Source organism: Pseudomonas sp. Marseille-Q1929 (assembly GCF_017316265.1).
Lineage (GTDB): Bacteria > Pseudomonadota > Gammaproteobacteria > Pseudomonadales > Pseudomonadaceae > Aquipseudomonas.
Genome location: NZ_JAFLWU010000002.1, coordinates 486,366 through 499,042, shown reverse-complemented (window position 1 = coordinate 499,042; position 12,677 = coordinate 486,366). Strand labels below are relative to the sequence as shown.

Here is a 12,677-nt window from a genome sequence, read left to right as displayed (position 1 = left end):
TGGGAAAGATCCACGCGGAATGATTTGGCAACGCAAATCAAACCGCGATGGGGTTACTCGGAGACGCTGTCGTCCTGGAACTGGTCCTTCACGTACTTGATCTCAGTACGCCCGTGCGGCGCCGGCAGGCCGTCTTCGCCGAGGTTGACGAAGACCATTTTCTCCACGGTGAGAATGCTTTTGCGCGTGATCTTGTTGCGCACTTCACAGGTCAGGGTGATGGAGGTGCGGCCGAACTCGGTGGCGGTGATGCCCAGTTCGATGATGTCGCCCTGGCGCGAGGCGCTGACAAAGTTGATTTCGGAGATGTACTTGGTCACCACGCGCTGGTTGCCCAGTTGGACGATCGCATAGATCGCCGCTTCTTCGTCGATCCAGCGCAGCAGGCTGCCACCGAACAGGGTGCCGTTGGGGTTGAGGTCTTCGGGTTTTACCCATTTGCGGGTGTGGAAGTTCATGGTCACTCCAAAGCGTCTTGCCGAATGATGGGCGACATCATGGCAGAGGCTGCGCCAGAGCTCTATGAGGCGTTGCCTATCAAGCCCATGAGGGATCTTCATGTGTCCGACAGAAAGGCTTGGGAAGTCTGGCGCACACGGCTATAATCGGCGCCGTTTCAAAACGGTCATATCAAATTGTTACCGTTTTCCCGCCACCTGTCCGAGGGGCGCTGCAGCAGGTTCAACCTGTCAGGCTCGGATGGGGCGTTGTCCGGCCGTTATCACCTGGCCAGATACTAAACGCACAACGGCGCCCATTCGCACACTACGAATGGAGGCTCTCTATGAGCGCTGTCAACACGCCTGCAGATTTCACCGACTACAAAGTCGCCGACATGTCCCTCGCTGCCTGGGGCCGTCGCGAAACCTTTATCGCCGAATCCGAAATGCCAGCCCTGATGGGTCTGCGCCGCAAATACGCCGGCGAGCAACCGCTCAAGGGCGCGAAGATCCTCGGCTGCATCCACATGACCATCCAGACTGCCGTGCTGATCGAAACCCTGGTTGCCCTGGGTGCCGAAGTGCGTTGGTCGTCCTGCAACATCTTCTCGACCCAAGACCAGGCCGCTGCCGCCATCGCTGCTGCCGGTATCGCGGTTTACGCCTGGAAAGGCGAGACCGAAGAAGAGTACGAGTGGTGCCTGGAGCAAACCATCCTGAAAGATGGCGCGCCTTGGGATGCCAACATGATCCTCGACGACGGCGGCGACCTGACCGAGCTGCTGCACAAGAAATACCCGCAGATTCTGGACCGCGTCCACGGCGTGACCGAAGAAACCACCACCGGCGTCCACCGCCTGCTGGACATGCTGGCCAAGGGCGAGCTGAAAATCCCGGCCATCAACGTCAACGACTCGGTGACCAAGAGCAAGAACGACAACAAGTACGGCTGCCGTCACAGCCTGAACGACGCCATCAAGCGCGGCACCGACCACCTGCTGTCGGGCAAGCAAGCCCTGGTGATCGGCTACGGTGACGTGGGCAAGGGTTCGTCCCAGTCCCTGCGTCAGGAAGGCATGATCGTTAAAGTCTCCGAAGTTGACCCGATCTGCGCCATGCAAGCCTGCATGGACGGTTTCGAAGTGGTTTCGCCGTTCATCGACGGCCAGAACGACGGCACCGAAGCGAGCATCGACAAGGCGCTGCTGGGCAAGATCGACCTGATCGTGACCACCACCGGTAACGTCAATGTTTGCGACGCGAACATGCTCAAGGCCCTGAAGAAGCGCGCGGTTGTCTGCAACATCGGCCACTTCGACAACGAGATCGACACCGCTTTCATGCGCAAGAACTGGGCATGGGAAGAAGTGAAGCCACAGGTACACAAGGTTCACCGTACCGGTGCAGGCGATTTCGACCCACAGAACGACGACTACCTGATCCTGCTGGCTGAAGGCCGCCTGGTTAACCTGGGTAACGCCACTGGCCACCCAAGCCGCATCATGGACGGCTCGTTCGCCAACCAGGTACTGGCGCAGATCTTCTTGTTCGGCCAGAAATACGCCGACCTGTCGCCAGCCCAGAAAGCCGAGCGCCTGACCGTGGAAGTATTGCCGAAGAAACTCGACGAAGAAGTGGCCCTGGAAATGGTCCGCGGCTTCGGCGGCGTGGTGACTCAACTGACCAAGACCCAGGCCGACTACATCGGCGTGACCGTTGAAGGTCCGTTCAAGCCGCACGCTTACCGCTACTAAGTAACCCGCTCTCTCCTTGTCGGAGCGGGCTTGTGTGGGAGCGGGCTTGCCCGCGATGGCGGTGGGTCAGTTGAAGAATGTATCGACTGACCCACTGCAATCGCGGGCAAGCCCGCTCCCACATTGACGGTGAACACCTTCCGGTTTTTTGAGTTTCCAAGGATACGACCATGTCCCAAGACCGTCGCTACAGCTTCGAGTTCTTCCCGACCAAGACCGATGCTGGGCATGAAAAACTGATGGCGACTGCCAAGCAGTTGGCCAGCTACAACCCCGACTTCTTTTCCTGCACCTACGGCGCCGGCGGCTCGACCCGTGACCGCACGATCAATACCGTGTTGCAGCTGGAAAGCGAAGTCAAAGTTCCCGCCGCTCCGCACTTGTCGTGCGTGGGCGACAGCAAGGCCGACCTGCGCGGCCTGCTGACCCAATACAAGGCTGCCGGCATCAAGCGCATCGTCGCCCTGCGCGGTGACCTGCCGTCCGGCATGGGCATCGCCAGCGGCGAGCTGCGCTACGCCAATGACCTGGTGAGCTTCATCCGCGAAGAAAGCGGCGATCACTTCCATATCGAAGTGGCGGCTTACCCGGAGATGCACCCCCAGGCGCGCAATTTCGAAGACGATTTACAGAACTTCGTGCGCAAGGCCAACGCCGGCGCCGACAGCGCGATCACCCAGTACTTCTTCAACGCCGACAGCTACTTCTACTTCGTCGAGCGTGTACGGGCCATGGGTGTGAACATCCCGATCGTGCCGGGCATCATGCCGATCACCAACTACAGCAAGCTCGCGCGCTTCTCCGACGCCTGCGGCGCCGAGATCCCACGCTGGGTGCGCAAGCAACTGGAAGCCTACGGCGACGACGTCAAGAGCATCCAGGCGTTCGGCGAGCAGGTCATCAGCGAAATGTGTGAGCGTTTGTTGCAAGGTGGCGCACCCGGCCTGCACTTCTATACCCTCAACCAGGCCGATCCTAGCCTGGCAATCTGGAACAACCTCAAGCTGCCCCGCTAAGGTCTGTTCGCAATTGCACCAGGGCCCTCGTTACCGCGAGGGCTTTTGTCGTTTAATACTCCCGGAATGGAAGCCCGCAGTACATGAATACAGCATCCCCGACTCCCCGCCCGCAGCTGGTTTACCTGGTATTCGGCGCCGAGACCTATCATCAGGAAGCGGTATTCAGCATCGCCAGTGCCCTGTCCCACCTGGGCGGCCCCCAGGACATGCCACTGGACATCCAGGTGTTCAGCGACAACCCCGCGCCGTATCGCGACCTGCCGGTGCACGTCCACACCCTGGACGACGCCACCCGCCAACGCTGGAGCGAGCCCCACGGCTACCATTTCCGCACCAAGCACGTGCTGTTGCGCCAAGTCCTTGAGACCGCGGAACGCGCGCTGCTGATCGACACCGACACGTTTTTCCACGACTCGCCCATGGCCCTGTTCGAACGCGTCGCGCCCGGCACCGTGCTGTGCAACGCATTCCACGCCAAGTACGGCGATAACCGCGAAAGCGTGCTGTACAGCGCCCTGGCCAAAATCCTGGCAGACAAGGGCCTGGCCGATGACGACATGCCGCTGCTCAACTCCGGCGTGATGGGCCTGGCGCAGCAGGACGCGCACCTGCTGGACCGCTCCATCGCCCTGATGGACGAGCTGTTCCCCCTGGCCAACGGTGCCTACACCCTGGAAGAGTTCTGCCTGTCGGTGGTCGCCTACCGCACGGTCAACGTACGCCAGTGCCCCGACCTGATCCACCATTACTGGAGCCGCAAGCAGCTGTTCCGCGCCAAGGTCAAGGCGTGGATCGCCAAGCATGGCGCCGCCCCGACCAGCGCGCACGCCCTGGCCGACACGCGCAAGGTCTCTGCGCACCTGCCACGCCCACCGCGCCTGCAACGCCTGATGTACAAGCTGATTACCCTGGCCCTGCCCAAGCGCAAGCAGCAGTTCATCCGCGAAATCCTCTACGGCTGCTACGAACACGAAAACGAGTTCGACCAGGCGTGCGGCCCGGTTTGGTGGGACAAGGCCAAGCAAAACCAGGCCGAGCGGCAGAAGTGCCCGGTGGACGCGCACCAACTGGAGCACTGGTTCGCCAACCCCTTGGTGCGCCTGATTCTGGGCGAGCGCCGCGCGGCGATCTACGAACACCTGATGACCTCGCCGACAACATAGCGCGGTCCGCAGATGCTCGTGCCAGAGCTTTTCTTTAGGGCTTGGGCGTCGTAACCTCAAGGCATGCCCGTCATCCTGAAGCTTGCGACCGCTGCCCTTTTCACTTGCCTGAGCCTGGCGGCTTATGGCGAGAAACTGCGCATTGTCACCGAGCCCTGGGCGCCCTATGTCTACGACGACCAGGGCAGCATGCGCGGGCTGGACTACGAAACCACGGTGATCGTCTTCCAACGCCTGGGGGTTGATGTCGACTGGCAGTTCCTGCCCTGGAAGCGCTGCCTGGCGATGCTCGACCAAGGCCACGCCGACGGCGCGCTGGATATTTTCCACAGCCACGAGCGCGACACGCAGTTGCTCTACCCCAGTGAACCGCTGTCGGAAGTCGAGTTCGTGCTGTTCTACGCCAACGAACACCCTCACCCCGCCAACAGCCTCGACGACCTGCGCGGCCTGACCGTCGGCACTTCGCCGGGCTATCTGTATGGCGGTGCCTTCAGCGAGTCCGGGTTGTTCAACCGCGAGCCGGCCCCCAGCCATGAAGCCAACTTCGGCAAATTGCTGTTGGGGCGCGTCGATCTGGTGATTACCGACCGGCGCGTCGGCCAGCATGTGATCAAGGCACTGGGCCTGGAGGGCAAGGTCAGCCAGGCGCCGGTGGTGGTCAGCCGCCAGCAGCAATTTCTCGCGGTGCGCCGTGGCGCCGGCATGGACCTGCTGGTGCAACGCTTTGCCGCCGAACTCAAGCGCTTCAAGCAAGAGCCCGCGTACATCGCCTTGAGCGCCAAATATGGGGGATTCCAAGCCATTACAGCCTCTGAACACGCCGTTGAGCAGCAGGAAAGCAGCGCGCCGTGATTGCTCTGTTATACTCCGGCCTTTCCGCCAGGCTTACGCCCGGCCGCTGAGGTCTTGAAAAAGGCACCCAACCCCGCTACTGCGCAGCTTTCAGCCCCGCGCGAGCCGGTGGAGTGCCCGCCAGACGCAGCAGGACCGGACGGGATAACGCTCCCCTAAGCGTCATTCACGCCCGGCAAGATTATCCCTTTGGGCCAAGCCCTAACTAAAACAGGATTACTCATGTCCTTTGCTTCCCTCGGTCTCTCCGAGGCTTTAGTCCGCGCCATCGAGGCAGCGGGCTATACCGAGCCTACTCCGGTGCAACAGCGGGCCATTCCCGCCGTGTTGCAAGGTCGCGACCTGATGGTTGCGGCTCAGACAGGTACTGGTAAAACCGGCGGCTTCGCCCTCCCGATTCTGGAGCGGTTGTTTCCCAACGGTCACCCGGACAAATCCCAGCGTCACGGCCCGCGCCAACCGCGCGTACTGGTCCTGACCCCCACCCGCGAACTCGCCGCCCAAGTGCACGACAGCTTCAAGCTGTATGCCCGCGACTTGAAGTTCGTCAGTGCCTGCATCTTCGGCGGCGTTGGCATGAACCCACAGGTTCAGGCCATGTCCCGTGGTGTGGACGTACTGGTTGCCTGCCCGGGTCGTTTGCTCGACCTGTGCGGCCAAGGCAGCGTCGATCTGTCCCACGTGGAAATCCTCGTGCTGGACGAAGCCGACCGCATGCTCGACATGGGCTTTGTCCATGACGTGAAAAAGGTCCTCGCCCGCCTGCCGGCCAAACGCCAGAACCTGCTGTTCTCGGCAACGTTCTCCAACGACATCACCGCCCTGGCCGGCAAGCTGCTGCACAACCCGGAACGCATCGAAGTCACGCCGCCGAACACCACGGTCGAGCGTATCGAGCAGCGCGTGTTCCGCCTGCCTGCCAGCCACAAGCGTGCGCTGCTGGCCCACCTGATCACCGCCGGCGCGTGGGAACAGGTGCTGGTGTTCACCCGCACCAAGCACGGCGCCAACCGCCTGGCCGAGTACCTGGACAAGCACGGCCTCACCGCCGTCGCCATCCACGGCAACAAGAGCCAGAACGCGCGCACCAAAGCCCTGGCCGACTTCAAGGCCGGCAGCGTGCGCATCCTGGTCGCCACCGATATCGCCGCCCGCGGCCTGGATATCGACCAACTGCCACACGTGGTCAACTTCGAGCTGCCAAACGTCGATGAAGACTACGTGCACCGTATCGGCCGTACCGGCCGTGCCGGTCGTTCGGGCGAGGCCATCTCCCTGGTTGCGCCGGACGAAGAAAAACTGCTGAAAAGCATCGAGCGCATGACCAAGCAGAAAATCGCCGACGGCGACCTGATGGGCTTCGATGCCAGCGCCGTAGAGGCCGAAAAGCCAGAAGTGCGCGAGCGTCCAGACGTGCGTAACCCACGCAACCCACGCGGTCCGAAGGGCGATGGCCCGAACGGCGGCGGTGGTGGCGGTGGCCGTCGCGACAAGGGCAAGGACAAGGGCGGCAAAGACAAAGCGCCGACCAACGGCCGTGGCGAACGCCCAGCCCGCGAGCAGAAGCCCCGCGAAGGCACCCCGGCCCGCGAACAGCGCCAGCCGAGCCAACAGACGCCACGCGCCGCTGCCGACCGTGCCCCGGACGAGTTCCTCGACGACGACGTGGACAACTTCGGTAACCGCGTGGACTACGTGCCCCAGGCCAAACCGGCCCAGGGCCGTGGCCGTCGTCCAGGTGCCCCGGCACAGGGCGCAGGCGCAGGTGCTCCACGTAGCGGCCAGCCGCAGGGCGGCCGCCAGAACGCGCCGCGCAACAGCAGCGGCGGCACCACCGGTACGCCACCGGCCAAGCGCAGCGGCCCACGCAGCGGTGCGCCACGTGATGGCCAGGCCCGTCGCGAAGATTCGCGCAGCAACAACCGCCGCCCGGCCCGTGACGACCAGCCGCGTTCGTCCGAGCCTGCGGTGCAGAACCCGCGCGGTGGCCCGGCGCCAAAGATCATCCACAAGGAGTCGAAGGCTGATCGCTTCCCGACACCTGAGCAGTTGGATCAACTGCCAGGCCGCCCTCGTGGTGAAAAACCAGCGCTGCTGACTCGCAACCGCTGAGTTTCAACGCTGCATAAAAATGCCCCGCCTCTCACGACGCGGGGCATTTTTTATGGGCCAGACATAGATCCAATGTGAAAGGGCTTGTGTGGGAGCGGGCTTGCTCGCGAATGCGGTGTTTCAGTTAGTACATATGCAAGCTGATCCACCGCATTCGCGAGCAAGCCCGCTCCCACAGGGGATCCCGTTTCAAACCAATTGATGTATTGAACTGGCAGGCATAAAAAAACCGGATCTCAGGATCCGGTTTTTTCGTGTAACAACAGAATTTACTTCTGCTTCACGCCTTCCAACGAGATGTCCAGATCAACAGTCTGCGAAGAAGGACCTGGGCCTTTGATGCCGAAGTCGTTCAGGTTGACGGTGGTCTTGGCGTTGAAGCCAGCACGTTCGCCGCCCCATGGATCCTTGCCTTCACCGTTGAAGGTAGCCTTGAAGGTCACAGGCTTGGTCACGCCGTGGAAAGTCAGGTCGCCAGTCACGTCGGCCGTCTTGTCGCCGGTGGATTTAACTGCGGTAGACACGAACTTGGCATCGGCAAACTTGGCAACGTCCAGGAAGTCTTTGCTGGCGATGTGCTTGTCACGCTCGGCGTGGTTGGACCACAGGCTGGCGGTTTTCACATCAACAGCGATCTTGCTGGCTTCCGGCTTGGCGGCATCCCAGCTGAACGTGCCATCCCAGTCCTTGAAGGTACCGTGGATGAAGCTGTAGCCCAGGTGGCTGATTTTCCAATCGATGAAGGCGTGTTGGCCTTCCTTGTCGATCTTGTAGTCAGCAGCCATCGCCGAACCTGCGGACAACAGCGCAGAACCAAGTGCCAGAGCGGCGAGAGTCTTTTTCAACATGCTTTCTATTCCTTGTGAGTCGAGGTTGAACATCAGGCTTTGCGCCCCAGCATTCGTGTCAGGGTCACATCACGATCAATGAAGTGGTGTTTCAGTGCAGCCACGCCGTGCAAGCCGGCGAAGACCACCAATACCCAGGCGAGGTACAAATGCACCACGCCGGCGGTGTCTGCCTGGTCCGGTAGCCCGGCAACCACGGCAGGAATCTCAAACAGGCCAAACACCGGGATACCGACACCGTCTGCGGTGGAAATCAGGTAACCGGCAATCATCACGGCAAACAGCCCGAAATAAAGGAACGCGTGGCCAAACGCGGCACCGAGGCGGGTCATGCGGCTGTAGCTGGCCAGCGGTGGCGGCGGCGGGCTGACCAGGCGCCAGACGATGCGCACCAGCATGATGGCGAACAGCGTGATACCAATGCTCTTGTGCAGGTCCGGTGCGTCTTTGCGCCAGGCGCTGTAGTAGTCGAGGCCGACCATCCACAAACCCAGCGCGAACAAGCCAAACACCACCAGGGCCACACCCCAGTGCAAAACCATGCTGACCCAGCCGTAGCGGGCCGGTGAATTGCGTAACTGCATGTACTTAATCCCGTAAGAGCTGCGCCCAAGACTAGCGCGTTACCTATCGAATTAAAGCGGAAAATTTCGCTTTGAAATATCGAGAAATGCGATCTTGAGGGTATGAAGCCTAAATTAACCTCGGATTAAGGACTATCCCGAAGAAACGTGACAGACCGTCCTGTGTTTACTGCCAATTCATCCGTAATGGGTTGTGACACAGCCGCCCATTGCATAGGCTTGCGCGATTGTGGCTTCGAGGAGACGAACGATGGGCTTGAACAACCAGTGGATGCAACGCGACCTCGCGGTGCTGTGGCATCCCTGCACCCAGATGAAAGACCACCAGCAACTGCCGCTGATCCCGATCAAACGGGGCGAAGGCGTGTGGCTGGAAGACTTCGAAGGCAAGCGCTACCTCGACGCCGTCAGTTCCTGGTGGGTCAACGTATTCGGCCATGCCAACCCGCGCATCAACCAGCGCATCAAGGACCAGGTCGATCAGCTTGAGCATGTGATCCTGGCCGGTTTCAGCCACCAGCCGGTGATCGAGCTGTCCGAGCGCCTGGTCAAGATGACACCCGAGGGCCTGACCCGCTGCTTCTACGCCGACAACGGTTCCTCGTGCATCGAAGTCGCGCTGAAAATGAGCTTTCACTACTGGCTCAACCGTGGCCAGCCGAACAAAAAGCGCTTCGTCACCCTGACCAACAGCTACCACGGCGAAACCATCGCCGCGATGTCGGTGGGCGACGTGCCGCTGTTTACCGAGACCTACAAGGCGCTGCTGCTCGACACCATCAAGGTGCCAAGCCCGGATTGCTACCTGCGCCCTGAAGGCGTGAGCTGGGAAGACCACTCGCGCACGATAGCCCAGGTGATGGAGCAGACCCTGGCCGAGCACCACGCCACCGTCGCCGCCGTGATCATCGAACCGCTGATCCAGGGCGCCGGCGGCATGCGCATGTACCACCCGGTGTACCTCAAGCTGCTGCGCGAAGCCTGCGACCGCTACGGCGTGCACCTGATCCACGACGAAATCGCCGTGGGCTTCGGCCGCACCGGCAGCATGTTCGCCTGTGAACAGGCCGGCATCCGCCCAGACTTCCTGTGCCTGTCCAAGGCCCTCACCGGCGGCTACCTGCCGCTGGCGGCCGTGGTCACCACCGATGACGTGTACGACGCCTTCTACGACGACTACCCGACCCTGCGCGCCTTCCTGCATTCCCACAGCTACACCGGCAACCCGCTGGCGTGCGCGGCGGCGTTGGCGACGCTGGATATCTTCGAAGAAGACAACGTCATCGAAAACAACAAGGCCCTGGCCCAGCGCATGGCCAGCGCCACTGCGCACCTGGTGGACCACCCGCACGTCGCGGAAGTGCGCCAGACCGGCATGGTGCTGGCCATCGAAATGGTCCAGGACAAAGCCACCAAGACCGCCTACCCGTGGCAGGAACGCCGCGGCTTGAAGGTGTTCGAGCACGCCCTGGAACGCGGCGCGCTGTTGCGGCCGTTGGGCAGCGTGGTGTACTTCCTGCCGCCGTATGTGATTACGCCGGAGCAGATCGACTTCCTGGCCGAAGTGGCCAGTGAAGGCATCGATATCGCCACTAACAGCAGTGTCAGTGTTGCGGTGCCGAAGGACTTCCACCCAGATTTCCGCGACCCCGGCTGATTCCCCATCCTTGTTGATCGTTCCCACGCTCCGCGTGGGAATGCAGCCTTGGACGCTCCGCGTCCGCCCTGCACACTTCAGAGAACAGAAATGAGACTGTCCCGTTTTTTCACCGACACCCCGCTGAGCCTCGGTGACGTTGAGTTGCCCGAAGCCCAGGCGCATTACATCAGCCGCGTACTGCGCATGGTCGAAGGCGATGCCGTGCAACTGTTCGACGGTTCCGGCCAGGAGTTCCTCGGCAGCCTGCTGGAAGTCGGCAAAAAGCGCGTCACCGTGCAACTCACCGAACGCTTCGACGGCCAGACCGAATCACCGCTGCACATCCATCTCGGCCAGGGCCTGTCCCGTGGCGAGCGGATGGATTGGGCGATTCAAAAAGCCACCGAGCTGGGCGTCAACGCGATCACGCCGATTTTCAGCGAGCGCTGTGAAGTACGCCTCAAGGACGAACGCGCCGACAAACGCCTGCTGCACTGGCGCCAGGTGGCGATCAGCGCCTGCGAGCAATGCGGGCGTTCGACGGTACCGGTGATTCACCCGCCGCTGCTGCTGGCGGATTGGTTGAAACAGACCGAGGCGGATTTGAAGTTGGTGTTGCACCCGGTGGCCGAGCCGATGGTCAGCCATGCCAAGCCATCGAGCCTGGCGTTTTTGATCGGGCCTGAGGGTGGGTTGACGGACAATGAAGTGGAGGTCGCCCAAGCGGCTGGCTACCATGCTGCGCGCCTTGGGCCGCGGGTGTTGCGTACTGAAACTGCGCCAGTGGTGGCATTGGCTGTCGCTCAACAGCTATGGGGAGATTTCTAACCCTCTCCCTTTGCAAACCCAATCAAATTGTGGGAGCTGGCTTGCCTGCGATGGCGGTCTTCCAGCCAACATCTTCGCTGCCTGCCCCACCGCTATCGCAGGCAAGCCAGCTCCCACATTTGGATTGGGTTACCACATCACCAAGTCACCCCATCACTCCACCGGATCGCTGACCGGCTTGGCAATGATCGCCTTCAATTCACTGGTCATCGGGAACTCCAGGTTCAAGCCCTTCGGCGGAATCGGCTGTTCAAACCAGCGCTGGTAAATCCCATTGATCTCGCCGCTGCGGTACAGATCACCCAAGGTCTCGTTGACCACCGCGAGAAACTGCGGGTCATCCTTGCGCACCATGCAGCTGTAGATTTCCCGCGATTGCTCCTCGCCCACCACCACCCAGTTGTGCGGGTCGCGGGCCTTGGCGCGCTCGCCATAGAGCAACGCGTCATCCATGTAGAACGCGGCCGCGCGGCCTGTCTCCAGCATCTTGAACGCCTCGCCGTGGTCCTTGGCGCTGATCACGAACATATTGGCTTTGTGCTCGGCGTTGTAACTCTTGAGAAACCGCTCGTTGGTGGTGCCGGCCGTGGTAACCACGTTCTTGCCCGCCAGGTCGGCAAAGCCCTTGATGCCACTGTCCTTGCCGGTCAGCAACTGGCCCTTCACATAGATAAACCCGTAGGAAAACGCCACCTGCTTCTGCCGCTCGGCAGTTACGCCCGTGGAGCCACACTCCAGGTCCACCGTGCCGTTTTGCACCAGCGGGATGCGGGTTTGCGAGGTGACCAGGTTGTACTTCACCTTAAGCTCGGCCACCCCGGTTTTCTGCTGGATACGCTCGACAATCTTGTTTGCCAGCTCCACCGAATACCCCATGGGTTTGCCACTGTGGTCCCCCACGTAGGAAAACGGCACCGACGCATCGCGATAACCCAAGGTAATGGACTTGGCGCTGGCGATCTTGGCCAGCGCGCCGTCCAACGGTGCCTGGTTCGCGTGGGCCTGTGCGCCCACCAACAGCGCCAGGGTGCAGCCGGTCAACAGGATCTTTTTCATTGTTATTCTCCGTTGGTCTTTGAGTTAGTGACGTACAGCGATCACGCTGATTTCCACCAGCACACTCGGGCGCGCCAGTTCGGCTTGCAGGGTGGTGCGCGTCGGCGCCATGCCCGGCGACAGCCAGGCACTCCACACTTCGTTCATCGGCGCAAAACCACTGCCGATGTCTTTCAAGTAAATCGTCGCATTCAACAGATGATCCTTGTCGCTGCCGGCCTGAGCCAACAGCGCGTCGATCTTGGCCAACACTTCGCGGGTTTGCGTGGCCACGTCCAGGCCGTCACCCGGTACCTGGCCCGAGAGGAACACCAGGTCCTTGAAAGTGACAGCGCCGGACAGGCGGTCGTTGCTGCTGATTCGGTTGATGGTCATGGCT

General features: G+C 61.4%; 12 protein-coding genes and 1 riboswitch. Of the genes, 7 read left to right on the top strand and 5 right to left on the bottom strand.

Features of this window, described 5'->3' with window-relative positions; genetic code table 11:
* Positions 1–53: 53 nt before the first annotated feature.
* Positions 54–458, bottom strand: a complete 405-nt coding sequence (locus J1G37_RS05745) for a hotdog domain-containing protein (RefSeq protein ID WP_207040494.1) — start codon at positions 456–458, stop codon at positions 54–56.
* Positions 459–656: 198 nt separating this feature from the next.
* Positions 657–763, top strand: a riboswitch (S-adenosyl-L-homocysteine riboswitch).
* Between the two features lie 21 nt (positions 764–784).
* On the opposite strand from J1G37_RS05745, the gene ahcY reads away from it, so the two are divergent.
* The 5 genes from ahcY to J1G37_RS05720 all read left to right on the top strand — a co-directional run bounded on the left by ahcY (position 785) and on the right by J1G37_RS05720 (position 7,343).
* On the top strand, positions 785–2,194 hold the full coding sequence (gene ahcY, locus J1G37_RS05740; protein WP_207040493.1) for an adenosylhomocysteinase: 1,410 nt from the start codon (positions 785–787) through the stop codon (positions 2,192–2,194).
* A 170-nt stretch (positions 2,195–2,364) separates the two neighbouring features.
* Positions 2,365–3,210, top strand: a complete 846-nt coding sequence (metF, locus tag J1G37_RS05735; protein ID WP_207040492.1) for a methylenetetrahydrofolate reductase [NAD(P)H] — start codon at positions 2,365–2,367, stop codon at positions 3,208–3,210.
* 83 nt (positions 3,211–3,293) lie between these two features.
* Positions 3,294–4,376, top strand: coding sequence for a hypothetical protein (locus J1G37_RS05730; RefSeq protein ID WP_207040491.1), 1,083 nt, complete (start codon positions 3,294–3,296; stop codon positions 4,374–4,376).
* Positions 4,377–4,439: 63 nt separating this feature from the next.
* Positions 4,440–5,231 carry a transporter substrate-binding domain-containing protein gene (locus J1G37_RS05725; protein WP_207040490.1) on the top strand — a complete coding sequence of 264 codons (792 nt, stop codon included), beginning with the start codon at positions 4,440–4,442 and terminating at the stop codon, positions 5,229–5,231.
* A gap of 222 nt (positions 5,232–5,453) precedes the next feature.
* Positions 5,454–7,343: a DEAD/DEAH box helicase gene (locus J1G37_RS05720; RefSeq protein WP_207040489.1), complete on the top strand. Its 1,890-nt coding sequence runs from the start codon at positions 5,454–5,456 to the stop codon at positions 7,341–7,343.
* 269 nt (positions 7,344–7,612) lie between these two features.
* On the opposite strand, the gene J1G37_RS05715 is transcribed toward J1G37_RS05720, so the two are convergent.
* Entirely contained in the window at positions 7,613–8,191 is a 579-nt protein-coding gene (locus J1G37_RS05715) for a YceI family protein (protein ID WP_159958029.1), read from the bottom strand.
* 32 nt (positions 8,192–8,223) lie between these two features.
* Complete coding sequence (locus tag J1G37_RS05710; protein ID WP_207040488.1) at positions 8,224–8,775, bottom strand: cytochrome b; 552 nt, start codon at positions 8,773–8,775, stop codon at positions 8,224–8,226.
* Positions 8,776–9,025: 250 nt separating this feature from the next.
* Here J1G37_RS05710 and J1G37_RS05705 point away from each other — a divergent pair, with 250 nt between their 5' ends.
* Together J1G37_RS05705 and J1G37_RS05700 are read left to right on the top strand one after the other, a co-directional pair.
* A complete protein-coding gene (locus tag J1G37_RS05705; RefSeq protein ID WP_207040487.1) occupies positions 9,026–10,432 on the top strand; it encodes an adenosylmethionine--8-amino-7-oxononanoate transaminase in 1,407 nt (468 codons plus the stop codon).
* Between the two features lie 90 nt (positions 10,433–10,522).
* Positions 10,523–11,242 (top strand): 16S rRNA (uracil(1498)-N(3))-methyltransferase, encoded by a 720-nt coding sequence (locus J1G37_RS05700; RefSeq protein ID WP_207040486.1) that lies wholly within the window; start codon positions 10,523–10,525, stop codon positions 11,240–11,242.
* Between the two features lie 153 nt (positions 11,243–11,395).
* Here J1G37_RS05700 and J1G37_RS05695 read toward each other — a convergent pair whose 3' ends face one another.
* Together J1G37_RS05695 and J1G37_RS05690 are read right to left on the bottom strand one after the other, a co-directional pair.
* Positions 11,396–12,298, bottom strand: coding sequence for a transporter substrate-binding domain-containing protein (locus tag J1G37_RS05695; RefSeq protein ID WP_207040485.1), 903 nt, complete (start codon positions 12,296–12,298; stop codon positions 11,396–11,398).
* A gap of 24 nt (positions 12,299–12,322) precedes the next feature.
* Positions 12,323–12,673 carry a RidA family protein gene (locus J1G37_RS05690; protein WP_207040484.1) on the bottom strand — a complete coding sequence of 117 codons (351 nt, stop codon included), beginning with the start codon at positions 12,671–12,673 and terminating at the stop codon, positions 12,323–12,325.
* Between the last annotated feature and the right edge of the window lie 4 nt (positions 12,674–12,677).

Bases quoted from the DNA above. Each gene is read 5' to 3' on its own strand.
- J1G37_RS05745 (WP_207040494.1), bottom strand. From the start codon at position 458: ATGAACTTCCACACCCGCAAATGGGTAAAACCCGAAGACCTCAACCCC.
- J1G37_RS05720 (WP_207040489.1), top strand. From the start codon at position 5,454: ATGTCCTTTGCTTCCCTCGGTCTCTCCGAGGCTTTAGTCCGCGCCATC.
- ahcY (WP_207040493.1), top strand. From the start codon at position 785: ATGAGCGCTGTCAACACGCCTGCAGATTTCACCGACTACAAAGTCGCC.
- J1G37_RS05700 (WP_207040486.1), top strand. From the start codon at position 10,523: ATGAGACTGTCCCGTTTTTTCACCGACACCCCGCTGAGCCTCGGTGAC.
- J1G37_RS05690 (WP_207040484.1), bottom strand. From the start codon at position 12,673: ATGACCATCAACCGAATCAGCAGCAACGACCGCCTGTCCGGCGCTGTC.
- metF (WP_207040492.1), top strand. From the start codon at position 2,365: ATGTCCCAAGACCGTCGCTACAGCTTCGAGTTCTTCCCGACCAAGACC.
- J1G37_RS05695 (WP_207040485.1), bottom strand. From the start codon at position 12,298: ATGAAAAAGATCCTGTTGACCGGCTGCACCCTGGCGCTGTTGGTGGGC.
- J1G37_RS05710 (WP_207040488.1), bottom strand. From the start codon at position 8,775: ATGCAGTTACGCAATTCACCGGCCCGCTACGGCTGGGTCAGCATGGTT.
- J1G37_RS05725 (WP_207040490.1), top strand. From the start codon at position 4,440: ATGCCCGTCATCCTGAAGCTTGCGACCGCTGCCCTTTTCACTTGCCTG.
- J1G37_RS05705 (WP_207040487.1), top strand. From the start codon at position 9,026: ATGGGCTTGAACAACCAGTGGATGCAACGCGACCTCGCGGTGCTGTGG.
- J1G37_RS05715 (WP_159958029.1), bottom strand. From the start codon at position 8,191: ATGTTGAAAAAGACTCTCGCCGCTCTGGCACTTGGTTCTGCGCTGTTG.
- J1G37_RS05730 (WP_207040491.1), top strand. From the start codon at position 3,294: ATGAATACAGCATCCCCGACTCCCCGCCCGCAGCTGGTTTACCTGGTA.